This is a genomic window from Roseofilum capinflatum BLCC-M114, from assembly GCF_030068505.1.
Classification (GTDB): Bacteria; Cyanobacteriota; Cyanobacteriia; order Cyanobacteriales; family Desertifilaceae; genus Roseofilum; species Roseofilum capinflatum.
On the sequence record NZ_JAQOSO010000082.1, the window covers coordinates 123016 to 147681 of the forward strand.

Genomic DNA, 24666 nt, shown 5'->3' on the forward strand with positions numbered 1-24666 from the left:
TCATCAAATGACATCAGCGAAAGTACGTTCCATCTTGCGGAAATACCAGACACCGCCTATACACAGATATCCTACTAGAATTACGGACAATACGAAGCCGGGTAGGTAAAGTTGAGCATTTCCTAAGATAGCCCAGCGAAATCCGTCGATGACTCCCACCATTGGGTTTAAGGAATAGATTAAACGCCATTGGTCAGGCACAACGTTACTGCTAAAACCTACAGGAGAGATGTATAACCCGAATTGGACAAGAAAGGGCACTACATAGCGAAAATCTCTGTATTGAACGTTTAAAGAAGCTAACCACAAACCTGCGCCCATCGCCGCAGCGAAGGCGATGAATATAAAGAAAGGTAATAATAAAATTTTCCAGGTAGGAATGAAGTTGTACCAAGCCATGAGTCCTAGTAAAATTATTCCAGAAATCAAGAAATCGACAAAGCTGACAATAACTGCACTGGTGGGGACAATCAGGCGAGGAAAATAAATTTTGGAGATTAAATTGGCGTTCCCAATGAGGCTATTACTGCATTCAGAAAGGGCGCTGGCGAAGAATTGCCAGGGAAGCATAGCTGAAAATACAAGTATGGGGTAAGGCGCTCCGTCTGAAGGGAGTCCGGCTAATTTACCAAAGACTATGGTAAACACGACCATGGTTAGAAAGGGGCGAATTAATGCCCAGGAAACCCCGATCGCCGTTTGCTTGTACCGAACCAGAATATCGCGCCAGGCCAAGAAGTAGAATAACTCTCGGTAGCGCCACAAGTCTTTCCAATATTCCCGCTCCGTCCTTCCGGCTTCTATTACAATTTCCGTTTGACTGGAATAACTCATATGATCGCCTATGACTCTAGAAAAAGAAAACGCTAACCTGTGAAGATATCAATAACTATTAACCGTAGACCCTAGCATAACTGGGGCAAAATCCCTAAATTGTGTAATTCTGTCTGCTCTATATACAGCTCTATATACACTATACACTAGTTAAATCTCCATTTCCAGATTGATTAATCTCAAAAAAGTTGCTTGTACTCACTGATACATATCTAAACCGCCCCTCTTTCGTCACTTTTGGGGATTCTGAGGGAATTCACCTCCTTGCGACAGTTAAGTTTTAGAGTTACACTTGTGCGATTTTCAATATTTTTATTAATGATTCTATATTTACCATAATATCTTCTGTGATTTTATTAGGGTCTACATAAGGTTCTGGAGCTTCTCCTTCACCCATTATGTAATAGTATTCGAGATTTGAAATATTTGCAAGACTCCAATAGAAAGGTTTAACATAATTTGGAGAAAAAATTTCTATGACCTTAGTGCCTGGATGACAAAATATTATATTGCTCAAGCCAGCACCATGAGGAGCTACAACCACATCTGCTGAACTAAAAAGTAAAGCTTGATCAGTTACTGACATTAACTCTAGGGTGACTAACTCAAACTTAAAATTTTCTAAAACTTCGAGAACTTGATCTTGATTTTTTACCTTGCGGATGTTTGCTTGTTCGCGATTTATATAGATACGGTTATTTTTACGGACAACTTGATCGTACAAGCTATAGTCGATATCACCCAAAATTTTCTGGGAAAGGTAGTCCCTAACCCAAGACGGCTTAGTTATAATATTTCCTGTCAGTGAGGGTACAATTAGTTGGTCTACTTTAACATGAGGATTAGTTTCACTTTCAATGATTTTTTCTTTGCAAATTCCTAACTTATCTAATATCTCTTGATGAAATTTTTTTTGATAGCTATTCACTATAAAATAGTCTATTTCAGTATAGCTTATTTTGGCACACTCTATTAGCTTAAGGCGTGGGACAACATCCAAAAGGAAGTGATAAAAACCTTCTCCACCTGTAGCTGATAAAACGGCTGCTGTACCTTCTAATTTCCTAATCGATGGAAATTTCATCTTATTCCAACTGCTATGACACTTTAAGTTCGGAATAAACTCTCGAGAAACATCTGCTAATATCTTATCATCAGCCACGATAACTGTTCCACTGTATCCCCATACCCTAGCATTAGGTACATGTGCAACAAATGTTTCTGGCATTGGATCATTGTAGAAAGATTTGAATTCCCAATGTTCCTCTTGATCTAAGCTAATTGGCTTCCTCATTTCTTGATCTGACTCAAAGTAAACTGGTTGATACCTATATTCATCACCAATTAAGTTAGGAGATTGACTAGAAATAAAGTCTGATGTTGATTGGTAAAAACCTTTAATAGGCCCTAACATTTCTGAGCTAACTGGCAATATTCTTAGAAGATTAGCTATGATATTATTTAGCTTTATAGAGATGAATCGAGTAAGGTTATTGATTGACTGAGTTGTTTTTGACAACAAATTATAATTCACTCTGCCTCCCCTAGCATTCTAACTTATTAAAATTGGGAAAAGTTTCCAAACCCTCTTTAAATACAGTGGTGAAATACAGTGGTGAAATCTCCATTTCCAGATTACCCTCAAAAAAAGTTGAGTGTACCCACTGATGCAGATCCAGATTACCCCTTTTACTGTCCATAAGCGCTTTGCCCTGAAAATTAGTCGCGGGAGCAATACCCATAACACTAATATCTGGGTGAGCGTGGAATACCGTGGAATCACGGGATGGGGAGAAGCCACGCCCTTTTCCACGGGAGGCAAAAGCCAGACAACTGGAGAGATTGTAGCAGCTTTGGAGCAAATTGCACCGGTTCTCCAACCCTTCAGTCCCCTAGAGCGGCAGAAGTGCCAACTGACTCTAGCTAAATCTGGTACTGTACTGCCTTCTGCGGTGCAAGCAGCTCTAGATATGGCGTTGTATGATTGGTTGGGAAAATCGGTTAACCTTCCCCTGTGGCAACTGTGGGGATTAGACCATAAGAAAACCCCGCCGACCTCCGTTACCATCGGCATTAGTACGCCAGAAGCGGCTCAAGAACGGTTGCGCCATTGGTTAGAGGTAACCCCTGTGCAATATCTGAAGGTCAAATTGGGTAGTCCAGAAGGGATAGAGGCCGATCGCGCCATGCTCCATGCCCTTTTACAGGTTGCTCCTGAAGGCTGTAAGGTCTATGTGGACGCGAATGGGGGATGGAACTTAAATCAAGCCATTACCATGGCCCAGAGCCTGAAAGAATGGGGGATTGAGTACATTGAACAACCTCTGCCTCCTGGGGAAGAAAAAGATTTAGCTCAACTGTACGACAAATCCCCATTACCCATCTTCGTGGACGAAAGCTGCTACACCCGCGCTGATATTCCCCCCTTGGCGAATTGCATTCACGGAATTAACATCAAACTGATGAAAGCTGGGGGACTCAGTGAAGCCATGGCCATGATTCACACGGCTCGCGCTTGTGGTTTACAAGTGATGTTAGGGTGTTACTCAGATAGTAGTTTGTCCAATACAGCCGCCGCTCATTTGGGCCCCTTGGTGGATTATCTGGACTTGGATAGTCATCTGAACTTAGTCGATGATCCCTTTAGGGGAGCTACCTTAGAAAACTCTCGGCTAATCCTCAATACTCAACCTGGTTTAGGAGTAACGCGACATGACGGTTGATTTTTCCCATTTACTCACTCGTAACCGTCGGGTGGCGATTTTGCTCCATGGGGGACTTCAGGGAACGGCTGGCAAAACGGGATTGTCTCTGATTCGCTACAGTGAAGCGGATATGGTGGTTTTGATTGATGAAGAGAGTGGGGGACGATCGCTAGAAGCATTAACCGGCATCAGTCGTAATATCCCCATTGTTGCCAATATAAGCGAAGCCTTGACCTATAAACCAGAGGTATTAGCGATCGGTATCGCTCCATCCGGTGGCGCTCTCCCCGAACCTTGGGTGAAGGAAATTCAGCAAGCAGTGGAAGGGGGACTTTCTGTGGTGAATGGACTCCATACCCCCCTCGCGCCCCAATTTCAATCTTTTCTGAAACCGGGGCAAATCATTTGGGATATTCGCCAAGAACCGAACAATCTAACTATTGGCACGGCTAAAGCGCGAGATTTAAACAATATTCGGGTGCTGACGGTGGGTACAGATATGTCTATTGGCAAAATGTCCACCAGTTTAGAATTGCATCGAGCCTCCCAAAAGCGGGGCTTAAAGTCCCATTTTATCGGCACGGGACAAGCGGGAATTATGATTTCCGGCAAGGGAGTGCCTCTGGATGCGGTACGGGTGGATTTTGCTGCGGGAGCGATCGAACAGCAGGTGTTAGCCTATGGCCCGGAGGCTGATATTCTCCATATTGAGGGTCAAGGGTCGCTGCTCCATCCCGGTTCTACGGCTACTTTACCCTTGATTCGCGGCTCTCAACCGACGGCTTTGATTTTGGTACATCGTTGGGGACAAACCCATATCCGTCATGCTCCCCAGGTGGCTATTCCAGCGCTTCCGGAGGTGATTGAGCTGTATGAGCGGGTGACGAGTGTAGCGGGCGCTACTGAACCGGTACGGGTAAAGGCGATCGCCCTTAACACCTACGAATGTACCCCAGAAGAAGCCGATGGCGCGATCTCCGAGATCCAACATCTCACCGGACTTCCCTGCACCGACCCCATCCGCTATAATGCCAATCGCCTCCTAGATGCCGTTCTCTAACCCAACCTCTGGATGATTGATACCTTTATCGTTCCTAACGCCAATCTCATTCTAGGAGCTATCCTGCTGAGTCTCTGTGCCTTCAGCTATTGGACAGAACAAACCCGCCGAGGAACGCCCCCCCTAGCTGCCCTCCTGGTTCTATGTCTGGCGAGTCTCTGTAGCCATCTGGGACTCATTCCCAGTAGCGCCCCCCTCTACCCAGCGATCGCCACCTACGGCATCACCTTCGCCATTCCCCTGATTCTCTCCCAAATTGACTTACGGGAACTGCCCACCCATGCTAAAGCCACCCTCCTCCTCTTAGCCTGTGGCATCGGCGGCACAATTTTAGGCGCAATTCTTGGCTTCATCCTCCTACCCTTGGGAACAGAAGGGGGAAAACTCGCTGCTATTTTTGTTGCTCAATATATCGGTAATTCCATCAACGCTGCCGATGTTGCCTCTGCCCTCGACTTTCAAGGCTCAATCTCCCTAGAAACCCTCAACACCGTCGATCGCCTCATCACCAGCCTCTTTATCCTCTTTTGGCTCCTGATCTCCATTATTCCCGGTATCCCCAGTTTCTTTAGCCCCCATCAAGAAGACTGGGGCATTCGCTTCGGTAGCGCTCCCATCCCCACCATCCTCAAACAAACCGCTCCCACCCGCTTTGATTTAGCCCTTGCCCTCGCCGTTAGCGCGATCTCGGCACTCCTCGGTTACGCGATCGCCGCCGCCATCCGCTTACCCGGTAGTGAACTCTTCTTCACCACCATCATTGTCATCATTCTCACTCAAGTTTTTTCTACCACTAGCGATCGCCTCGCCGGAATTGAAGAATTTGGCGCACTCCTGATCCTCCTCTTCTTCTCCACCCTCGGAGCCAGCACCAGTATCCCCGAACTTCTAGCCCTCAACCCCCTACTCCTCCAATTTGCTGCGATTATTCTCCTCGCCCACGTAGCAGTGATCCTGATTGCCGGTAAACTCCTTAATATTGAATGGGCTGACATCCTCATCGCCTCCAACGCCAGTATCGGCAGCGCCACCCTAGGAGTTGCCATGGCAGTTGCTCAACGCTGGGAAACCCTGATCATCCCCGCCATTATTTGTGGCACAGTTGGCTCCATTCTCGCCAACCCCATTAGCCTGATTTTGGGAAATTTACTGTCTTAACACTCCACAATTCCCTCTTACCCCAGAGTGACAACAGACAAACTGTCATCATCCGTGCCAATCCTCCCTAAAACGCTGATTAAAGTAAACCTTAAGAAGCATTGTTAGAGGAGACGTTCTGATGTTAGCTCAATTATCGAAATGGGAATTAAGGTTACCGCTACAGGGACAAGAAAAGGCGATCGCCACCCCTCCAACTGCATCCTCCATTTCTCCTTGGTTAACCCCCTTGGTTTACCCCTTTGCTCGACATCTGGTCTTACCCTCCTATTTTCGCTCCATTGAAGTACAAGGGCCGGAACATTTCCCCACCGATGGTTCACCCGTAATTCTTGCGCCTACCCATCGCTCTCGCTGGGATTGTTTGATGGTTCCCTATGCTCTGGGAAAAGATATTACCGGGCGACATTTGCGGTTTATGGTGTCTGCCAATGAAATGCGCGGCATTCAAGGCTGGTTTATTCGTCGCTTAGGGGGATTTGCCATTAATCCCCAACAACCAGCCATTTCCTCCCTACGCCATGGATTAGAATTATTAGGGAATCGAGAAGCCTTAGTGATTTTTCCCGAAGGCAATATTTATCGCGATCGCCAAGTCCATCCCCTCAAACCCGGTTTAGCTCGTCTAGCCCTCCAAGCTCAAACCCACTCCCCCCAAACCCCCATCAAAATCCTACCCATCAGTCTCAATTACGACCAAGCCTTCCCCCAACAAGGTTGCTCCGTCCAGATTAACATCGGCACGCCCCTAGAGGTTTCTACTTATTCCTCCGGACACCTAAAAACCGATGCCCAACACCTCACCAGTGACCTCTTCCAAGCCTTATCGCTGCTTCAGCACTAGAAGGGTAATATCATCAAATACGTTATTTCTATTGGGGAATTTTTACGGTTTAATTGACCACAATTTCCATCCCTTCACGGGCTAATTGACCCTGGGGAAACACCGCCTGGATTTGTCGTTCAATCTGATCCAAAGAATCATCTGTATAACGGGGATCGTGGTGAAACATTACCAACTGCTTCACCCCAGCTTTTTGTGCCACCTCAATACCGCTTTTCCAATTCCAATCTTTCGGTTGAGGATTATCCTTCGCCCCTTCCTCATCAATCATCCAGGTATGAGTATCATAAATCAGTACATCCGCTTCCTGGGCTAACTCAATCAAGTTCGGATCGAGTTGATCGGTATGGGCTTCGATATCTGTAGCGTAGACCACAATTTGATTGTGATAGTGAACGCGATAGCCCAAGGTTTGGTTAATGGGGTTCAAACAGCAGGTATGAACGTCCATCCCTTCTAACTTCAGCACCTCCCCCGGATCGATATCGCGAAAGTTCAGCTCCGATCCCATAATGTCAATGGGCACAGGAAAGTTGGGCGGTTGCATTTGTTCCTTGAGGCGCTGTCTCATGGAGTCCCCATTAACGGCGGAAGAGCCATACACATAAAATCGATTGATGGGAATAAATGCGGGCACAAAAAACGGAAAGCCCTGAATCCGATCCCACTGGCAATGGGACAGAAACAAATGAGCTTCTACAGGCATCCGACTTAAGAGATATTTACCTAAAACGCGAACCCCTGTGCCAGCATCAAAAATCAAAAAATGCTTAGGGGTTTCTAGGGTCACACAGGAAGTATTGCCACCGTAGCGGACGGTTTGTTCACCAGGTGTAGGTATATCACCTCGAACCCCCCAGAATTTCAGGGTTAAGGGAGACGGAACAAAGGATTCCGTATGATCCGCACTGGATACGGGTTTGACAACAGGAACTGAGGGATCGGATTGTGACATCTTTCGCTAAATTTAGCCTGGGTTTAGCTGAGTATTGTTTTGGTAAAGAGCTAGATCTGAAGTCATCTTAATGTCTAGCCTAGCCATTGCTTTTCAGGTTTCCTAGTGAGATTCACAGGGAGGTACAAGAGGAGGGAGAAATGTAAATAGAGTCTATTGGGTCATCTTAACCTGATCTGAGCTAGATTTCCCACCATTCCCTGTACGCATTTCTTTAGATTAGTCTCCTGTTGTCTGAGCAATGCTGATAAATACCGCTTGTTTACGAGTCTATGCGATTGAGACTTGCTGCACCCTAAATCTAGGTTACTCCCTAATGGGTTATTCTGGATGGTTTGCATCCCTTAAGGGTGGGGACGTTTGAGGACTTTGAATGTTTAAGTTGATGTTCAGGTTACCTAGATGTTCTGATTTTACCTTAATTTATTTTTTTAGAGGGGAGCGTTTAACTCTGGGATGGTCAGACGTGACTCAACTGGGCTTTTATTCCTGGATTGGAGCCACGTCTGTTGGGGGACAACTGAAGGCCCCTAAGCTGAACGGAGCTAGTTATTTAGCACCCGCTTTGACACATTGCTCGACTAAGGGTAAGACTTGATCAACATCTTTCCAACCGAGAATTTCCACGGCTTTCTTCTCCAGATTTTTATAAGTCTTGAAGAATTCGCCAATTTCATCGAGTTTATGGGGAGCAACGTCTTTGAGTGATTTGACACTGCTATACCGGGGGTCTTTATCGGGAACGCAGAGAATTTTTTCATCGCGATCGCCGCCATCAATCATTTCTAGCATCCCAATCGGTCGTGCCGCAATCACACATCCAGGAAAGGTCGGTTCATCCATCATGACCATACCATCAAGAGGATCGCCATCATCGGCTAGGGTATTGGGAATAAATCCATAATCATAGGGATAGTGGACAGAGGAATACAATACTCGGTCTAGGGCAAAGGCTTGTAAATCCTTATCATATTCGTACTTATTCTGGCTTCCGGCTGTGATTTCGATCAATACGTTTAATAAGTCCGGTTTGGGTTGAGCGGGAATGAGTGATAAATCCAAAATTTTTCTCCAAATGGCATTACGGGAGGGGAGAGGATGGCTCGTCCTTTCCCCGAATCAAATTTTAGGGGAAGATGTCACTATTCCCAACTCTTGAGTCTGAATTGGGGGTTCTCAATTGAGGGATAATTTTAATCGGTAGGGGTCATTCTCTAGCTTGGGGTAGGGGATAACTCACGCCGGGTACAATGTTGACATTACCTGAAGAATAGTAGGCGATCGCCCACAGGGGTAAGGTCAAGGTTAATAGGGCAATGAATGTGCCAATCACATCTGCCAACCTAGGTTTTTGGGGTTCGGCCCTAGTTCCAGACTCGCTCTCTGATTCCATACGGAAGGGGTTTAATGACCTCTATTGAACACAATAAGAATTGGATCGGGAGGGGAAAGTTGTTCGACCCCTCCCTTCTATTTTACCGATCCGCGATCGCTAGATTGTTGTGAAACCAACAATATCTTCATTAACTCATTTCTGGAGTCCTTGATTCTGAAGATTGGCTTAAGAATCGCTCACTGAGGGTTTGGGTCAGGATATGGGAGAGCAAACCTATGGGCCCGGCAAACAAACAGAGGATCAGGGAGTGAATCGTCCAAACTCCGGTTCGTTGTCCTTCCCAATAAATCCAGCGTCCCACAAATAAGTCCATTACCAGGAAATGCACCCAACCGGTTGCCGTTGCCTGGGGATTGGCAAATAACCGAGCTAAATCGGCTAATTGGGGATTGGCTAAAGCAGCCGCCGATTCTCCGTCAATTGTGCCCACTAGAAGATAGACATATAGAGCGACTAGAGCCACAAAGGGCAGGAATGACTTCATTACCCATCGAGTGCCCCCCCAATTGGGTAAGACAATCATCAATGTCCAAAAAGGCAGCACAAAGAGGTTTGCGCCGTTAAATAACCAATCGAGCATCATGAACCTAAGATAATTCTGTAGAGGCTATTATACCGTTCTAGTCCTGCTAGTTCTGAGCGATCGGTTTAAGGAACGATTAAACTAAATTACGGTAGAGTCCTTTGGCCACATCCAAAAGCACAATTAATTGTTGCCATTCGGGAGCATTGGGGTTTTGGCTATTGGCCCACTGAATTTTAATTTTTTTTTGCAGGTCTTCAATCGTTAGGTCATGACTGACCCCAGGGGGAAGCGGAGAATCTCCAGAGTTGTCGAGGTCAGAGCTGGAGGTATTCTCTGTTGGAGTATAGGCCGAAGTTGAGCTAGAGCCATTGTCTTGTATCCGTTGTGCCTCTTTTGCCAATTCCCGCGCTCGGCTGGATAAGTCGAACAGATTTTGAGGTAAAGAGGGTTGATCGGATAAATATACACCTGATAACTCCCGCAAAAACTGACAAACTTGATCGAGCCACAACAGATCCGCATCGCCTTCGGGCAGATTACCCGATTCATCCTGGTAATCTTTCTTAATTTCTTGCGCTTTTTGCGACAATGGTACAATTTGCTGGGCAATAGTTTCTGGCAGTCTTGGTGTATCTGATAAGTAGGCTTGGGCGGTTTGCCTTAAGAAAAGACGGACTTTACCAATCCAATCTCGATATTCCGACTGCCAATTCACGTCGTTCATAAACCCAATTTGCTGTTAATTTAATCTTGAATCAATATCTTAGTGATGAGAATGATGAAGCCAGAGTTCCAGGTTCCAGGAATGTAAGTGACCTTGAGCAGGGGGTTTACCCTTACACCCTTATTCTGATAGTACCCACTCTTAAACTAATCTAAACCAGAAAGGCGATCGCGGTCAAGCGGCCTATGTTTAAATAAGGTTAAGCCATGGTTAGGCGGGTCTATTTTTCCGTAAGTTTCCAGACTCCATCCCAAGTTTCATCCGGAGGATTATCTTCATAAAGCATACAGCGCTGAATATGCAATTTAGCGGCTTTATTGTTGGGATCGACTTCTAGCACCTTTTGGAAATCCTCTTGAGCCTGTTTAAAGGACTCTTTGGCTTTAGCGGCAAAGGGTTGACGAGCCAAATCAATAAATTTACGCAATTGGGCAGACGACATTTCCTGGGCTTCTTCGGCTAACATTTGCCGAGTTTCTGCTGCGCCAGCAAATTGGCCCACTTTAGCTTGCAGTAATTTCTTCACTTGACGAGGAGTGAGTTCATTGACTTTTTCCGGTAAAGTGGTTTGCCAGTAAGTATCCGTAACCGTTTTGCGGCTAAGATCTTCGACCTCTAGCATCCGTTTTAAGGTGGCTTCCCCTAAAATTTCGATTAACTCATCCCGGTCAACCTGGGCCAACATCTTGGAGAGCATCTGGGTTTCATCATAGGAGATGGTTTTCAACTCTGACTCTGATAACTCTTCTAACTGCTCCAAGACTATCAGGATTTCGTTGTAAGATAATTTATCATGAGCTGCTTGTAAATAGTGCCGTCGTCCCTGCTCATAATGGGTTTTCACCGCTTCTTGTTTTTCTGTTAGGGGGCGACCGACGACTGAAGTGCCTTCGCGAATGCCCAGCAATTCATAAATGGTAACCGGTTTGCTCTTTCCTTTTACGGTAATATTATCCAGTTCTCGGACATAGACGCGATCGATGTAATTCGTATAGGTTCTTTCACTAATTACGATGTCGGTTCCATATTGTTTACTGGTTCCTTCTAAACGGGAGGCTAAATTCACCCCGTCACCAATGGAGGTGAGTTCCATGCGTTTAGACGAGCCGATGTTACCACTGACGACGACATCGGAGTGAATGCCAATGCCGATACTAATTTCCATCAAGCCTTGTTCTTTCCGTTTCTGGTTATATTCGGCTAGGCGATAGCGCATTTCCACCGCCGTTTGCATGGCGCACCAGGCATGATCTTCTAGGGGAGCGGGAGAGCCAAACACGGCCATTAAAGCGTCGCCGATATATTTATCCAGGGTTCCACCGTAGCGGAAGACGGAATCAACCATTTCCTCAAAGTAGCTGTTGAGCATGGCTACCACTTCTTCGGCCTGTAATTTCTCCGTTAAGGTGGTGTAACTGCGAATGTCGCTAAACAGAACAGAAACTTCTTTGCGTTTGCCACCGAGTCCGGTGTCGCCACTGGCGAGTAAAGATTCTGCTACCTCTGGAGTCATGTAGCGATACATGAGGCTCTTGACTTGTTTTTCGTCGCTGATGTCTTCCATGACTACTAATGCGCCATTGATTTTGGTCGGATCAAGGGCATCGTTCATGGAGTTAATGGAGAGGTTGACGCTCTGCTCAATGTCTTCCCCGTCTGCTCCGGACAGAATTAGGGTTTGATCGGGATAAAATTGCTGGCGATCTTTATCGCCTTTCGGAGCAAGGGCAGCTTCAAACCACTTGTTAAAATCTCCTTCTTTGATCCGAATCAGGGGAGCGAGCAATTGCCCTTCTAGTTCGGTGTGATCGAGTCCTAACAGTTCTTTGACACATTCGTTGGCGGCAATAATATACCCTTTCTTATTGGTGGAAATCACGCCGTTGGTTAAGCTCCGCAGGATATCTTCCTGCATTTTTTGTTGTTGTTTGACCTGATCGAAGAGTTTGGCGTTTTGTAGGGCGACTCCGGCTTGGATATTAAAGGCTCGCATGAATTCTAGGTCATTGCGATTGAAGCTCGATTTCCATTGTTCTGGGGGTTCGGGCCAATTTTCGGGGTTGTAGTCAGGGTATTCGCCTTGTTTTTTCTTGTTAATGAGTTGGGTTACGCCAATCAGTTGATCGTCGGCGTTAAAGACGGGCATACAGAGCATACTACAGGTACGATACCCGGTTTTTTGGTCTGTTTTTTTGGAGGTTTCGGAGCGCTCATCGGTATAGAGGTCAAAGGGAATCAGGAGGGGTTCGCCCGACTGGGCTACCATACCGGCAAATCCGGCGCTTCTGGGGATGCGAATTTCGGTTAGGTTGCCGCCAATGGGGATTTTTGTCCAGAGTTCTCCTTTTTCTTCGTCTACAAGCCAGAGGGTGGAGCGATCGGCGTTCATCAGTTCTTTGGCCTGATCCATGACTTTTTTCAGGGTGTCTTCTAGATCGAGGCTGCTTTTGCTCAGGGAGTTAACGGCGTTCATGAGAGCCGAGGCTGCCCGTTGCCGTTGGGTGGCGGCGTAGAAGGATTTGGAGGATTCGAGAATCAGGCGAATGGAGGGGGCAAATTCTTTGAAGACTTGCTCATCTTCTTCGGTGAAGCCGTTGAAGTCGATTTTTTCGTCTAATTCGGCTTCGCGATCGCTATCAACTTGGAGTTTATTAATCAGTTGCACTACAGCGACTAATTCCCCGGTTTCTTCGTTTTCCAGGGGCATGGCAACCATGGTGTAGGTACGATAGCCATTTTTTTTGTCGAAGGCTTTGGCGGTGGTCGATCGCGGATCGTCATAGAAGTCGTAGGGAATGTTGACGACTTTACGAAAGGTGGCGACTTCTCCGGCGATCCCTTTATCGGCGGGAATGCGAATTTCTAGGGCGTTGCCTTTTTCATCTTTGGCAACGATGGTGAAGAGTTCATTTTTTTCTTCATCAAACAGAAAGATACTGGTGCGATCGGCGTTGAGCAGTTCCCCGGTTTTCAGGGTAATCGATCGCAACATTTCATCGAGGATGGCATCAAACCCCTGGTTGTCCAGTAGGTTATCCAACATCGATAGGGTTTGGTTAACGACCTTGAGCTTGTCTTCAACGTCCGTAACGACTTGCTTGAAGGTATCTTTTTTTAGGGGCGCTAGAAAACTAGAGAAATCCCCCCCGCCTCCTGTGGTGACTAAGCCTCCGCCTCTGGGGGGATTGGCGTTGGGTTCCGGGGGAGCCGGTTCGGTGGCATTACCGTCTACATCTATGACCGTTGCTGATACGGTATGGGAAGATGATCCATCAGAATTCACTGCATCAATATCGATTGTGGTGGCGGTGGTGTCCACAAGGGGAGAGTTGGAAGATGATGTTGCCATAGATGTCACCGATATAGAAGTTTTATGTCTTGGTTTGGTGGAAAACGCAAGGGCCTAACGGCACAATTTTTTAATTATAAGCAGAGCTAAGATAACGACACCCTAGGTTAGGTGGATCTTAAAGGAGAAAGCTCGAAGATTCAAGAGTTAGGATAGCCTAATTTTAATCACAATTGGGTTTTGTAGCCCTGAAGACTCGCGATCCGAGGGATTGTTTTGGCTTTGGCCTTGGTTCTGGGCAAGTTTTTTTTAGTGTACCGAAAAATGGTTGGAGGGTTGGTTTCCATGGGACGATTGGGTGGGTTTAGGAGGGCTGATGATGGAGTTGGCGTTTTTTTTGGGCTTGTTCGAGCAAGGATTGGGCAAAGGATAGGGCTTCGAGGGCGGAGTTGCCTCCGGTGAGTTGGGCGAGTTCTTGAGAGCGTTGTTCGCTATTTAGGGTACGGACTCGAACGACGGTTCGGTTGAGGTTATCGGCGGATTCGTGAATGGTTTCTTTACGAACTTGGAGATGGTGATCGGCTAGAGCCGCGATCAGGGGTTGGTGGGTGACACAGAGAATCTGATGATTTTGGGAGAGTTGATAGAGTTTGTCGGCGATCGCCTCTGCGACTCGTCCAGAGACACCGGCATCTATTTCGTCAAACACCAAGGTATTCACCGGGTTGATCTGGGAAAAACAGGCGGTTAGAGCCAATAAAAAGCGACTCATTTCTCCACCAGAGGCTGTGGTGGCTAGGGGTTGAATGGGTTCTCCGGGGTTGGTACTGATGCCAAAGGTGATGCGATCGCTACCGGTGGCGGTCATACCGATGGGGGTGAGAGCGACTTTAAATTGTACTTTGTCCATGGCTAGGGGTTTGAGTTCCTTGACCAAACGCGCTTCTAGTTTAGCGGCTGCCTTTTGCCGTTGTAAGTGTAGCTGATTACATAATGTTTTTAATTGATCTAAGGCTTGTTGATAGTCTTTTTCTAATTGTTCTAGGGATTCACTGCTGGCGGTGAGGTCATCGAGTTCTGCTTGAATGCTGTGCCAGTAGGTGAGGCTCTCGGAGAGGGATGGCCCATATTTCCGGCAGATTTGCTTGAGTTCAACAATCCGAGATTCGACTATTTCCAGGCGTTCGGGGTCGGTTTCCAGATTATCTCCATAGGTATTGATTTGTCGCCCGGCTTCTTCGACTTGCACTAAGGCTTCATTTACTAAGTCTAGGATCGGTTGCAGTTGGCGATCGTAGGAGAGGATGTCATCGAGCAGATCTTTGGCTTCTCCGAGCAAATCGGCGGCAGCAAGGGAGCGATCACCCTGATACAAGGCCTGATAGATTTGATAACTTTTCTGTTGCAGTTCGACGCTGTGGGAGAGCCGTTGACTTTCTTGTTCGAGTTCGGTTAATTCATCGGCGGTGGTTAACTGGGCCTGATTTAATTCGCTCAGTTGATATTCTAAGAGGTCAATCCGTTGCAGGCGAGATTGTTCATCGTTACGTTGTCGATTTAGGCGAGATCGCATCGTTTCGGCTTTTTGATAGGCCCCCGCCACCTGGTGTTGAACGGTTAATAGGGATGCTCCTCCATAGAGATCGAGCCATTCCCGTTGCCGCTCAGAACTGCCCAATTGTACCGTCTGTCCTTGAGCGGTGAGACTGGCTAATAATTCCCGCAAGGTGGACATTTGGGTACGGTTGACCACTAGACCATTTAAGCGCGATCGCGATCGCCAACTTCCTTGGTAAATTTGAATCTCTCGACTACAAGTTACCGTCTGGTCTTCCATTGGCTCAATTTCTTGGGCTATCAACCATTCCAGCACCAAAGGGGAGAGGGTAAAGGTGGCTTCAATGATCCCGCGTGAGGCTCCAGAGCGAATCGCTTTAGAGTTTAATTTTCCGCCCAGAGCAGCATCAAGGGCATCTAGAATGATGGATTTTCCAGCTCCGGTTTCCCCGGTGAGGACGGTTAATCCTGGGCCAAAGTCCAATTCTAGGCGATCGATGAGGGCAAAGTTCTCGATTTTTAGGGAGATTAACATAGACGGCTTACTTACCAGAAAGGCACTTGATCGAGGGAACCGAATCAAATTGATCGAGCGGGTTGAGGGGGGGAATTGTTAAAATTACTTTACAATCAGTAATAGATCTAGCCCACCTCAAGTCATGAATGTCAATATGCCATCTTCATCTTCCCATCAACAGGGGTTGTCAACAGTCCAGGACTCTGGAAGTCCTGCTTATTCTTCTTCTGCACATTTTAGTCCCATGTCAGAAGAGACGATCTTACCGAATGATTCAGCCGTGGAACCCCCTGACATCCATTACGATCCAGTGGAGTTGATGGACTTTTACCGTTCCCGTCCCTGGGAAGTGTGGGGACGGATGTTTGAGTTGGTCTGGTCATTTTTGGGATTGCTGGTGGGATTATGGTGGGATAAGCGAACCGGCAGCTCGGAAAAAAAGCAGCGCCAGCGAGCGATTCATTTGCGGGAAATTTTAACCCGGTTGGGGCCAGCCTATATTAAGGTGGGGCAGGCCTTATCGACTCGGCCGGATCTGCTGCCTCCCCTGTTTTTAGAGGAGTTAACCCGACTTCAAGACCAACTGCCTCCGTTTCCCAATGAGGTGGCTTATCAGTTTATTGAGGAGGAGTTGGGCGATCGCCCAGAATTTATTTATGCTGAGATTAGTTCTAAACCGGTAGCGGCTGCTTCTTTGGGTCAGGTTTACAAGGGCAAGCTCAAATCCGGTGAAACGGTTGCCATTAAGGTTCAACGTCCCGATTTACGGGAAAGAATTTCTCTCGATCTCTATATTCTCCGCTCTTTAGCGGCTTGGGTACAGAAAAATAGGCGCATCCGCAGTGATTTAGTGGCGATCGCCGATGAGTTTGGCGCTCGCATTTATGAAGAAATGGACTATACCCATGAAGGGAGGAATGCAGAGCGGTTTGAGCAGTTATATGGCTACATACCGGATATTTATGTGCCCCAGATTTATTGGCAATACACCAACCGTCGGGTGTTGACCATGGAGTGGATCACGGGGACAAAGTTAACCGATTTAGAGAAAATTCGCCAGCAAGGTTTAGATGCTTCCTATTTAATTGAAGTGGGGGTTGAATGCTCCCTGCGGCAACTGCTCGAACATGGGTTTTTCCATGCCGATCCCCATCCTGGTAACTTACTGGCTTCTGGGGATGGCAAGTTGGTCTATCTGGATTTTGGCATGATGAGCGAGGTGAAGCCCTATCAACGCTATGGGTTGATTGAGGCGATCGTTCATTTAGTCAATCGCGATTTTTCGTCCTTAGCCCAGGATTATGTCAAGTTAGAATTTCTGACACCCGATACGGATTTAACTCCCATTATTCCCGCCCTATCTCAAGTTTTTAATGATGCTCTGGGCGCGTCTGTGGCTGAGTTGAACTTTAAGAATATTACGGATCAACTCTCCCAGGTGATGTATGATTACCCCTTCCGGGTTCCCGCTTATTATGCCTTGATTATCCGCTCTCTGGTGACTTTAGAAGGGATTGCCATTAATGTAAATCCCAATTTTAAGGTGTTGAGTAAGGCCTATCCTTATGTGGCTAAACGGTTATTAACAGATCAGTCCCCAGAATTGCGAACCTCTTTAAGGGAGTTATTATTCAAAGATGGTAGTTTTCGCTGGAATCGGCTGGAAAACTTGCTCAAAAATGCCCGCAATAGCCAAGATTACGATCTAGATGTGGTGTTGAATCAGACCATTGATTTTCTGTTTTCCGATCGCGGCAGCTTTATCCGCGATCGCATCGTCGAGGAAATTGTTAAAAGTGTGGACACCCTGGGACGCACGACGTTGGAAACCGTGAGCGATCGCTTCCGCAAAACGGTCGGTATGAATGGTCAGACTCCCGTGAAACCGATATCAAACGGCAATCCTGACGATCAGAAAAACCTCGAACATATTCAACGAATTTTACAAATTGTGCAAGAAACACAAGGGTTTGACCCCATGAAAATTGTGCCCCTCTTGCCCAAAGTTCTCTTGAAACCCGAAACCCAACAAATGGGGCAACAAATTGCTAGTGGCTTGGCTCAACGGGTTTTGGTACGGTTTATTCGCGAAGTGTTACTTAGTGAAGATGGGGAAAACGGAAGTAGCGCAAAAAAGTTAGCCTCGATTCCTAACTCCGGGTCTTCGCCTTTGGCTTTACCGGCTGCGGCCGTGGTGTCCATGGAATCGTAATATACAGCGTATATACAGCGTAAGGTGGGGTGATGAGTAAATTCCCTATCTCCTCACCTTGCAGCTTTTCAAGGGATTTCGAGGCGATCGCAACCTACCGCAAAGGCAAGAACTTTATCAGATATGAGAAACGGAGAGAGGGATTTGAACCGACAACCCCTAACAGAATTAACGCAATTAGGTAAAAGCGGGTAGGGGGAATCGAACCGACAACCCCTAACAGAACTAACGCAATTAGGCAAAAGCGGGTAGGGGGAATCGAACCCCCATCAATAGCTTGGAAGGCTATGGTTTTACCACTAAACTATACCCGCAATTTGAGTAAATGAACGGATGCGACCGTTGATTACCCACTCTCATTAATCTAACACAAGTTTTAGAAAAAAGCTAGACCGTGGGCAAAATTTCTGTACGGTTCTTAAATCAGGGACTGGAGACGGGCGATCAGGGGTTCTGCTTTAATCGCGCCCTCAATCTTATCAATGGGTTTCCCCTGCTTAAACAGAATCAGGGTGGGTAAGGCTTCGACCTGGTACTCAGAAGCGAGTTGGGGATATTTATCTGAGTCAATCTTGACCACTTGGATCGCTTTGCCCATCTGAGTTTGGACTTGCTCCAAAATGGGAACCATCATTTGGCAGGGGCCGCACCAAGTGGCATAGAAATCGACCAACACCGGGACATCAGATTGGGTGAGGAGGTCAGAAAAACTGGTGAATTGCTTTTTAACGGCCATGTTAAATTCTGCAAAAGTTAGGCAATCTCCCCCATTCTAAGGCAAAATGCCCTAAGCCTAACCTCAATAAAACCTTAAGAAAGTGCAGGAGAAGTCGTTTATGGGAAATCTACTCCAAGATCAAGTGGCTCTAGTGACGGGAGCTTCTAGGGGAATTGGTCGGGCGATCGCCCTTGACTTAGCCGCAGAAGGAGCTAAAGTTGCGGTTAACTACGCTAGTTCTAGCACAGCAGCCGAAGAAGTGGTCAGTCAAATCAAAGACCAAGGGGGAGAGGCGATCGCGATCGGAGCCGATGTTTCCCAAGCCGAAGCCGTCGATACCCTGGTTAAAGCCGTCATGGATCAATGGGGACAGATTGATGTGCTGGTCAATAACGCCGGGATTACCAGAGATGGTCTACTCCTACGGATGAAGCCCGAAGACTGGCAAGCGGTCATTAACCTCAACTTAACCGGAGTCTTTCTTTGTACTCGCGCCGTCAGTAAAATTATGCTCAAAAAACGCAAAGGCCGCATCATCAACATTGCCTCTGTCTCTGGCCTGATGGGAAACCCCGGTCAAGCCAACTATAGCGCCGCCAAAGCCGGAGTCATTGGATTTACCAAAACCGTAGCTAAAGAAATTGCCAGTCGTGGCGTAACGGCTAATGCCGTTGCGCCTGGCTTTATCGCCACTGACATGACCAAAGACCTGGCGGCCGATGAAATCCTCAAATTCATTCCCCTGGGTCGCTATGGTCAACCGGAGGAAGTGGCAGGAATGGTGCGTTTCCTTGCTGCCGATCCCGCAGCCGCCTATATTACCGGTCAAGTCTTTAACGTTGATGGGGGGATGGTGATGGCCTAGTCTACTGATCTCGGAGTGCAGATATAATCTGCACTCCGAGATTAAGTTATATTAACTAGGAAAATACGGAGAATGGATATAGACAAGGTTGGTAGGCATAGGTTAAAATGGATTTAAAATAAAGTTAACAAAAAATTATTTCAACTACTATGATATCAGTAAGCCATACAGCATCCGAGTCATCAGTCAAGCAAAACACCTTTTTCTGCGAAGAAATTGAACAAAAGCACACCAAAGGGATTCAAACTGGTTTAGGTGTCATTAAAATAACTAATCTAAGATTAAGAACGTTGATTGGGATTAACGATTGGGAACGGGAAAAGAAACAAGATGTCGTCATCAACATCAAAATAGGATTTGATGCCGAAAAGTCTTCGGAAACAGACAAAATCGAAGATACGGTCAATTATAAATTGATCACCAAGCAAATTATTGAACAAGTAGAAAGCCGTAGCTATGGTTTGATCGAAAGAATGGCTCAAACCATTATTGATGTTGTGATGGAAGATCCCCAAGTAATCTGGACTAAGGTCAAAGTTGATAAACCTTATGCTCTACGCTTTTCGGATTCTGTATCGGTTAAACTCAAAGCCCACCGCAGCAACTTTCCTTGATGGTCATTCTAGTTTTTCTCTTCTATACAGTGGTTCGCACTGTTATGGAATACGGAATTTACAGCGCGAAGCACTGTAGTGGGGGAGTGGGGGGAGTGAAAAACAGACTCAATCTAGCGAGTGAGCTATTCTGGCTATCTTTAAAAACCACCATTGATGCAGGGCATAGCAGAGGAAAGTGCTGTAATGTTCAAAACGTTGTAGAACAATACTTTTGCCTTTTGCCTAGCGCAAAGCCCTGTATTTTCCCTCTTCGCTGACTAAACAATTATGCTAAACGAAGCAGTCATTGGGGTTGGCTCTAACATTGACCCCAGTTTCCATATTCCCAAAGCGAAAAGCAAACTGCAAGAAACCCAAATCTTGATTAAGGAATCTCAATTCTATCAAACGAAACCTCTAGGTTTGACTAATCAGCCTGACTTTGTGAATGGAGCTTATTTAATTCATACTGCTGATAGCCAGGAAGATTTAAACTGTAAATTAAAGCAGATTGAAATTGAGTTAGGGCGAGTTAAAACTGAAAACAAGAATGGCCCTCGATGTATTGACTTAGATATTATTGTGTTCAATCGGGAAATTGTTGATCCTGATTTCTATCAACGTGATTTTTTACAAACTACGGTTCTAGAGTTGATTCCTGATTTAGTCTCTTGAAGATTATAGAGCAAGGAGCTGAGAGCCACTTTTTTGAGTTCTGCTCCTAAAACAAGTTGCTCTCAGTCCTTTGTGTTAGGATTTAATCCCCCAAACAAATTCCTAGCCCTCTAGCCGTTTTCACCAAAGTACCTTCGGCATCAACCGTCTGATAATGCTTAATCGCATCTTCAATGGGCACACTCACGACTTGCCGATGTTGCCAAGTCACCATGTGATCGTACTTGTCCTCAGCCACTAAATCGACGGCGGCTACTCCAAACGTAGAAGCGACTAGGCGATCGGTGGCTGCGGGTATGCCTCCCCGTTGGGTATGTCCTAATACAGTTACCCTGGTTTCTGCGCCAATTTTGGAGGTAATGCTATCAGCAATATAATGGCCGATCCCTCCATAGCGACGCTCTCCAAGGACATCCACGTTGGTAATGGCTCCACCGTCAATGGTTTTCACCGCTTCGGAGATAATCACCAGAGAATAGTTTTTACCCAGCTCTCGACGCTTAACAATATGATCGCAAACCTTATTGATATCGTAGGGAATTTCGGGAATCAGGATTACATCCGCACCGCCAGCAATTCCGGCACTGATGGCAATATGGCCCGCATCCCGGCCCATCACTTCTAGAATCAAGACCCGGTTATGGCTGGCTGCGGTAAACTGGAGCCGGTCTAGGGCTTCTGTGGCAATATTAACCGCCGTTTGGAAGCCAATGGAGCGCTCGGTGATGCCAATGTCATTATCAATGGTTTTGGGAATACCGATAATGTTCATGTTGCCTTGTTGGGCCAGTTTACGCAGAATGGCGAGAGATCCATCTCCACCGATGACTAATAGGACATCGAGACCGAGTTGGTGATATCCTTCGATCATTTCTTGGGAGCGATCGAGTAATGTACCATCGGGCATCGGATAAGCGAAGGGGTCACCCTTGTTGGTCGTTCCTAACATGGTTCCACCGGTGAGCAATAATCCGCGAATGTTGGTGCGGGTTAACTGGATTGCTCTTGGAGGCCTCTCCAACAACCCTAATGTGGCTTGATAAATGCCAAAGACTTCATAACCGTAGGTTCCTATGGCATGATAGACGACAGCCCGAATCGCAGCATTGAGACCGGCACAGTCTCCGCCACTGGTTAAAATGCCAATGCGTTTTCCCATAACTTTGTCCTCCTGTAGCTTTTAAGTTGAGTGAAGAGAAAGGGCTAAGTGGCCCTTACAGGAGTAAATTAAACTTAAATTCTCTGAAAGTTCCATAACGTCAACTTGACTTAATCTTTGTTATTTCCTGACTTACGATCCCCCATGACCCATTCTCGCGATCCTGAATCTGAAGCTTTGAACGATATTGCCCCTGCATCTTTCAATTTAATTCCCGAACCCCCTCCTGGCTTTAAGTCTGGGTTTGTGGGGATTATCGGCCGTCCCAATGTGGGCAAGTCCACAATTATGAATCAGTTGGTGGGCCAAAAAATTGCCATTACTTCCCCGGTGGCTCAAACGACACGCAACCGCTTACGGGGAATCCTGACGACTTCAGAGGCCCAGTTTATTTTTGTGGATACTCCTGGAATTCATAAACCCCACCATGAGTTGGGGAAGGTGTTGGTGGAAAATGCGAAATTGGCGATTAAATCGGTGGATGTGGTGTTGTTTGTGGTCGATAGTGGGGTGGCTGCGGGAGGGGGCGATCGCTATATTGCCGAGCTGCTCTCGAATGTGAAGTTACCGATTATTCTCGGTTTGAATAAAGCGGATCAACAACCGGATGATTTTGAGGCGATCGATCGAACCTATGAGCAACTAGCCCAAGCTCATCATTGGCCAACCCTGAAATTTTCTGCCCTTACGGGTGAGGGGTTAGACTCCCTACAAACCCGGTTGGCGGAAAACTTAGACTCTGGCCCCTACTATTATCCCCCCGATTTGGTCACTGACCAACCGGAACGCTTTATTATGGGTGAATTAATCCGGGAACAAATCTTACTGTTGACGCGCCAAGAAGTGCCCCATTCGGTGGCTGTCGAAATTGAACGAGTGGAAGAAACTCCGAAAATTACCCGCGTTTTTGCGGCAATTAATGTGGAGCGAGATTCCCAAAAAGCGATTTTGATTGGTAAAAAGGGATCGATGCTCAAAAGTATTGGTACGGCGGCACGGGAACAGATGCAAAAACTGATTTTAGGTCAGGTTTATTTGGAGTTATTTGTTAAGGTCAGACCGAAATGGCGACACTCTCGCGCTCGTCTGTCCCAGTTTGGCTATCAAGTGGGAGAGGATTAAGGAGCGATCGCTTCTACCCCCTAGAAACTCGCTACACAGAGCAGGGTTACAATTACCCGGATGTCATGGTCATTTCTCTTCCAGTGGAACTGCAAGAAGGGCGCAAGGAAACCGTAACCAATCCCTTGATGATTGCTGAAGTCCTCTCTAAATCGACTAAAAACTATGACAAAGATGAAAAATTTGCCGCCTATCGCAGTATTTCCAGTTTTCAAGAGTATCTGTTAATCGATCAATATCAAACCAAAGTTGAGCATTATTATAAAGCAAAAGTCAATCAATGGGTATTTTCTGAATACCAAAGTAGAGCAGATTTGGTGAAGTTGACTTCTCTACCTTGTGAGATCTCTTTGGCTGATTTATATGACGATCTTCAATGGTAAATGAGAGAGCATTGTTACAATACAACCACCCAACTTAAACGCCATTGCCATGTCTCCCACCGAAACTGCTTTCAAACGGGTTTCTCCTCCCTTCCCCGACAAAGAAACCCTGCCCACCATGTACGATCTACCCAGCGAAGAAATAGGAGATTCTGGATTGCCTGACCTGTATCATGTGTGGCAAGCCGAACTCTGTAGCGCCACATTCCGTCCCCCAACCTATCCCCCCGAACAAATCCTAGTTGCTGGTGACTTAAACCTCTACTATGACCCCGAACATCCCCGATGGTACAAGCGACCGGATTGGTATGCTGTAGTGGGAGTACCTCACCTGTACGACGAAACCGAAGCTCGGTTAAGTTATGTGTTCTGGCAAGAAGAAGTGCCACCGATTATGATCGTGGAACTACTCTCCCCAGGAACCCGCAATGAAGACTTGGGTAAAACCAAGCGACGGGGTAAACAGCCAACCAAATGGGAAGTCTACGAGCAAATTCTCGGCATTCCTTACTATATTGTTTTTGACCGCTATCGAGACCAGTTACAAGTCTTTCAACTGCAAAGAAATCGCTATCAAGAACAAGAATTGACTGAATCGAGATTCTGGTTTCCCGAATTAGAATTAGGACTGGGATTATGGTTGGGAAAATACCATGGATTAGAGCGACAATGGTTACGCTGGTATGATGCCCAGGGAAATTGGATTCCTACGCCAGAGGAAGAGGCTGAGAGGGCTAACCAACGAGCCAACAACGCTGAACAACGGGCTAATGCTGCCGAACAAGCGCAGAAAGCAGCAATTCCTCGGCTTTTGAGTATGGGGATGAGTCGCGAACAGGTGGCTGAAATCTTGGGACTCTCTATTAAGGAAGTGAGTCAGTGGGGACAAAGCTAAACCCATCTTTGTATCGGTTTTTGAGCGATCGCCAACAGGCAATAGTTTGTAACAATTTGATCGCCCATCCCCAATCCTATTCCCCAAAAACCGTAGGGGTGGGTTATACCCAAATCCAGAACCCCCACCCATGTCTAGAAACCCGGTTTCTTGAAGAAACCGGGTTTCTGGTCTTCGGGACAGCCCTAACTCGAATGAGCGATGCTGGAATTCCTTTGCGCGTAATACAGGAAATATCAGGCCACCGAAACTTGGAACAATTACAACGATATCTTGAAGTGCATCCCGACCAGGTGCGCGGGGCAGTTTCGGCGTTGAGTGCGTTGAACTCAGCTAAGAAGCCTCATACAGCTCTTGACCTTGCGGATAGTGTTGATGGCGACTCCAGTCTGTTCTGAGATTTTCCGCTCATTTTACAAAGATTACAGATACGATTCCCGATTGCGATCGCACTTATCCTCAGCATCTGATTGGCG

At 46.6% G+C, this 24666-nt stretch carries 22 protein-coding genes, 1 tRNA gene and 1 pseudogene; 12 read left to right on the forward strand and 12 right to left on the reverse strand.

Annotated features, from left to right (window positions below; all coding sequences use genetic code 11):
- Window positions 1-3: 3 nt before the first annotated feature.
- Both PMG25_RS15045 and PMG25_RS15050 read right to left on the reverse strand, forming a co-directional pair.
- Window positions 4-834, reverse strand: coding sequence for an ABC transporter permease (locus PMG25_RS15045; protein ID WP_283767717.1), 831 nt, complete (start codon window positions 832-834; stop codon window positions 4-6).
- 286 nt (window positions 835-1120) lie between these two features.
- Window positions 1121-2368: a glycosyltransferase family 61 protein gene (locus PMG25_RS15050; RefSeq protein WP_283767718.1), complete on the reverse strand. Its 1248-nt coding sequence runs from the start codon at window positions 2366-2368 to the stop codon at window positions 1121-1123.
- A gap of 133 nt (window positions 2369-2501) precedes the next feature.
- Between PMG25_RS15050 and PMG25_RS15055 the strand changes: the two genes are divergently transcribed.
- From PMG25_RS15055 to PMG25_RS15070, 4 genes are all read left to right on the forward strand, one after another.
- A complete protein-coding gene (locus PMG25_RS15055; RefSeq protein ID WP_283767719.1) occupies window positions 2502-3557 on the forward strand; it encodes a dipeptide epimerase in 1056 nt (351 codons plus the stop codon).
- A complete protein-coding gene (locus PMG25_RS15060; protein ID WP_283767720.1) occupies window positions 3547-4599 on the forward strand; it encodes an N-acetyltransferase DgcN family protein in 1053 nt (350 codons plus the stop codon). The genes PMG25_RS15055 and PMG25_RS15060 overlap by 11 nt, the downstream gene beginning before the upstream one ends.
- A gap of 12 nt (window positions 4600-4611) precedes the next feature.
- Window positions 4612-5757, forward strand: coding sequence for a DUF819 family protein (locus tag PMG25_RS15065; protein ID WP_283767721.1), 1146 nt, complete (start codon window positions 4612-4614; stop codon window positions 5755-5757).
- Window positions 5758-5878: 121 nt separating this feature from the next.
- The gene (locus tag PMG25_RS15070) at window positions 5879-6601 is read left to right on the forward strand and encodes a lysophospholipid acyltransferase family protein (RefSeq protein ID WP_283767722.1); all 723 of its coding nucleotides are present in this window, start codon (window positions 5879-5881) and stop codon (window positions 6599-6601) included.
- A gap of 49 nt (window positions 6602-6650) precedes the next feature.
- Here the strand turns inward: PMG25_RS15070 and PMG25_RS15075 are convergent, their stop codons facing one another.
- From PMG25_RS15075 to recN, 7 genes are all read right to left on the reverse strand, one after another.
- On the reverse strand, window positions 6651-7556 hold the full coding sequence (locus PMG25_RS15075) for an MBL fold metallo-hydrolase (protein WP_283767723.1): 906 nt from the start codon (window positions 7554-7556) through the stop codon (window positions 6651-6653).
- Window positions 7557-8105: 549 nt separating this feature from the next.
- On the reverse strand, window positions 8106-8618 hold the full coding sequence (locus PMG25_RS15080; RefSeq protein ID WP_283767724.1) for an inorganic diphosphatase: 513 nt from the start codon (window positions 8616-8618) through the stop codon (window positions 8106-8108).
- A 145-nt stretch (window positions 8619-8763) separates the two neighbouring features.
- Complete coding sequence (locus PMG25_RS15085; RefSeq protein ID WP_283762747.1) at window positions 8764-8949, reverse strand: TLTLP motif-containing protein; 186 nt, start codon at window positions 8947-8949, stop codon at window positions 8764-8766.
- A 130-nt stretch (window positions 8950-9079) separates the two neighbouring features.
- Window positions 9080-9535, reverse strand: a complete 456-nt coding sequence (locus tag PMG25_RS15090) for an ABA4-like family protein (RefSeq protein WP_347178841.1) — start codon at window positions 9533-9535, stop codon at window positions 9080-9082.
- Between the two features lie 76 nt (window positions 9536-9611).
- Window positions 9612-10202, reverse strand: coding sequence for a hypothetical protein (locus PMG25_RS15095; RefSeq protein WP_283767726.1), 591 nt, complete (start codon window positions 10200-10202; stop codon window positions 9612-9614).
- A 220-nt stretch (window positions 10203-10422) separates the two neighbouring features.
- Window positions 10423-13551 (reverse strand): adenylate/guanylate cyclase domain-containing protein, encoded by a 3129-nt coding sequence (locus PMG25_RS15100; RefSeq protein WP_283767727.1) that lies wholly within the window; start codon window positions 13549-13551, stop codon window positions 10423-10425.
- 304 nt (window positions 13552-13855) lie between these two features.
- Window positions 13856-15583 (reverse strand): DNA repair protein RecN, encoded by a 1728-nt coding sequence (gene recN / locus PMG25_RS15105; RefSeq protein ID WP_283767728.1) that lies wholly within the window; start codon window positions 15581-15583, stop codon window positions 13856-13858.
- A gap of 124 nt (window positions 15584-15707) precedes the next feature.
- On the opposite strand from recN, the gene PMG25_RS15110 reads away from it, so the two are divergent.
- Window positions 15708-17777: an ABC1 kinase family protein gene (locus tag PMG25_RS15110; RefSeq protein ID WP_283767729.1), complete on the forward strand. Its 2070-nt coding sequence runs from the start codon at window positions 15708-15710 to the stop codon at window positions 17775-17777.
- Between the two features lie 243 nt (window positions 17778-18020).
- Here the strand turns inward: PMG25_RS15110 and PMG25_RS15115 are convergent.
- Together PMG25_RS15115 and trxA are read right to left on the reverse strand one after the other, a co-directional pair.
- Window positions 18021-18091 (reverse strand) — tRNA-Gly (locus PMG25_RS15115).
- 104 nt (window positions 18092-18195) lie between these two features.
- Window positions 18196-18513, reverse strand: coding sequence for a thioredoxin (gene trxA / locus PMG25_RS15120; protein WP_283767730.1), 318 nt, complete (start codon window positions 18511-18513; stop codon window positions 18196-18198).
- A gap of 100 nt (window positions 18514-18613) precedes the next feature.
- Between trxA and fabG the strand changes: the two genes are divergently transcribed.
- The 3 genes from fabG to folK all read left to right on the forward strand — a co-directional run bounded on the left by fabG (window position 18614) and on the right by folK (window position 20631).
- Window positions 18614-19360, forward strand: a complete 747-nt coding sequence (fabG, locus tag PMG25_RS15125) for a 3-oxoacyl-[acyl-carrier-protein] reductase (RefSeq protein WP_283767731.1) — start codon at window positions 18614-18616, stop codon at window positions 19358-19360.
- A 149-nt stretch (window positions 19361-19509) separates the two neighbouring features.
- Entirely contained in the window at window positions 19510-19974 is a 465-nt protein-coding gene (folB, locus tag PMG25_RS15130) for a dihydroneopterin aldolase (RefSeq protein ID WP_283767732.1), read from the forward strand.
- A 270-nt stretch (window positions 19975-20244) separates the two neighbouring features.
- Window positions 20245-20631 carry a 2-amino-4-hydroxy-6-hydroxymethyldihydropteridine diphosphokinase gene (gene folK / locus PMG25_RS15135; protein ID WP_283767733.1) on the forward strand — a complete coding sequence of 129 codons (387 nt, stop codon included), beginning with the start codon at window positions 20245-20247 and terminating at the stop codon, window positions 20629-20631.
- A gap of 82 nt (window positions 20632-20713) precedes the next feature.
- Here the strand turns inward: folK and PMG25_RS15140 are convergent, their stop codons facing one another.
- The gene (locus PMG25_RS15140) at window positions 20714-21790 is read right to left on the reverse strand and encodes an ATP-dependent 6-phosphofructokinase (protein ID WP_283767734.1); all 1077 of its coding nucleotides are present in this window, start codon (window positions 21788-21790) and stop codon (window positions 20714-20716) included.
- Between the two features lie 144 nt (window positions 21791-21934).
- On the opposite strand from PMG25_RS15140, the gene era reads away from it, so the two are divergent.
- The 4 genes and pseudogenes from era to PMG25_RS24500 form a co-directional block, all read left to right on the forward strand.
- Entirely contained in the window at window positions 21935-22912 is a 978-nt protein-coding gene (gene era, locus PMG25_RS15145) for a GTPase Era (RefSeq protein WP_283767735.1), read from the forward strand.
- A complete protein-coding gene (locus tag PMG25_RS15150; RefSeq protein ID WP_283767736.1) occupies window positions 22855-23295 on the forward strand; it encodes a Uma2 family endonuclease in 441 nt (146 codons plus the stop codon). The genes era and PMG25_RS15150 overlap by 58 nt, the downstream gene beginning before the upstream one ends.
- A gap of 49 nt (window positions 23296-23344) precedes the next feature.
- The gene (locus PMG25_RS15155) at window positions 23345-24190 is read left to right on the forward strand and encodes a Uma2 family endonuclease (RefSeq protein WP_283767737.1); all 846 of its coding nucleotides are present in this window, start codon (window positions 23345-23347) and stop codon (window positions 24188-24190) included.
- Window positions 24191-24369: 179 nt separating this feature from the next.
- A pseudogene (locus tag PMG25_RS24500) lies at window positions 24370-24588 on the forward strand (tyrosine-type recombinase/integrase); the annotation flags it as partial.
- Window positions 24589-24666 lie beyond the last annotated feature (78 nt).

Excerpts from the sequence above, each read along its gene's own strand:
- PMG25_RS15045 (WP_283767717.1), bottom strand. The coding sequence starts at position 834 with ATGAGTTATTCCAGTCAAACGGAAATTGTAATAGAAGCCGGAAGGACG.
- PMG25_RS15055 (WP_283767719.1), top strand. The coding sequence starts at position 2,502 with ATGCAGATCCAGATTACCCCTTTTACTGTCCATAAGCGCTTTGCCCTG.
- PMG25_RS15060 (WP_283767720.1), top strand. The coding sequence starts at position 3,547 with ATGACGGTTGATTTTTCCCATTTACTCACTCGTAACCGTCGGGTGGCG.
- PMG25_RS15065 (WP_283767721.1), top strand. The coding sequence starts at position 4,612 with ATGATTGATACCTTTATCGTTCCTAACGCCAATCTCATTCTAGGAGCT.
- PMG25_RS15070 (WP_283767722.1), top strand. The coding sequence starts at position 5,879 with ATGTTAGCTCAATTATCGAAATGGGAATTAAGGTTACCGCTACAGGGA.
- PMG25_RS15075 (WP_283767723.1), bottom strand. The coding sequence starts at position 7,556 with ATGTCACAATCCGATCCCTCAGTTCCTGTTGTCAAACCCGTATCCAGT.
- PMG25_RS15085 (WP_283762747.1), bottom strand. The coding sequence starts at position 8,949 with ATGGAATCAGAGAGCGAGTCTGGAACTAGGGCCGAACCCCAAAAACCT.
- PMG25_RS15090 (WP_347178841.1), bottom strand. The coding sequence starts at position 9,535 with ATGATGCTCGATTGGTTATTTAACGGCGCAAACCTCTTTGTGCTGCCT.
- PMG25_RS15095 (WP_283767726.1), bottom strand. The coding sequence starts at position 10,202 with ATGAACGACGTGAATTGGCAGTCGGAATATCGAGATTGGATTGGTAAA.
- PMG25_RS15100 (WP_283767727.1), bottom strand. The coding sequence starts at position 13,551 with ATGGCAACATCATCTTCCAACTCTCCCCTTGTGGACACCACCGCCACC.
- recN (WP_283767728.1), bottom strand. The coding sequence starts at position 15,583 with ATGTTAATCTCCCTAAAAATCGAGAACTTTGCCCTCATCGATCGCCTA.
- PMG25_RS15110 (WP_283767729.1), top strand. The coding sequence starts at position 15,708 with ATGAATGTCAATATGCCATCTTCATCTTCCCATCAACAGGGGTTGTCA.
- trxA (WP_283767730.1), bottom strand. The coding sequence starts at position 18,513 with ATGGCCGTTAAAAAGCAATTCACCAGTTTTTCTGACCTCCTCACCCAA.
- fabG (WP_283767731.1), top strand. The coding sequence starts at position 18,614 with ATGGGAAATCTACTCCAAGATCAAGTGGCTCTAGTGACGGGAGCTTCT.
- folB (WP_283767732.1), top strand. The coding sequence starts at position 19,510 with ATGATATCAGTAAGCCATACAGCATCCGAGTCATCAGTCAAGCAAAAC.
- folK (WP_283767733.1), top strand. The coding sequence starts at position 20,245 with ATGCTAAACGAAGCAGTCATTGGGGTTGGCTCTAACATTGACCCCAGT.
- PMG25_RS15140 (WP_283767734.1), bottom strand. The coding sequence starts at position 21,790 with ATGGGAAAACGCATTGGCATTTTAACCAGTGGCGGAGACTGTGCCGGT.
- era (WP_283767735.1), top strand. The coding sequence starts at position 21,935 with ATGACCCATTCTCGCGATCCTGAATCTGAAGCTTTGAACGATATTGCC.
- PMG25_RS15150 (WP_283767736.1), top strand. The coding sequence starts at position 22,855 with ATGGCGACACTCTCGCGCTCGTCTGTCCCAGTTTGGCTATCAAGTGGG.
- PMG25_RS15155 (WP_283767737.1), top strand. The coding sequence starts at position 23,345 with ATGTCTCCCACCGAAACTGCTTTCAAACGGGTTTCTCCTCCCTTCCCC.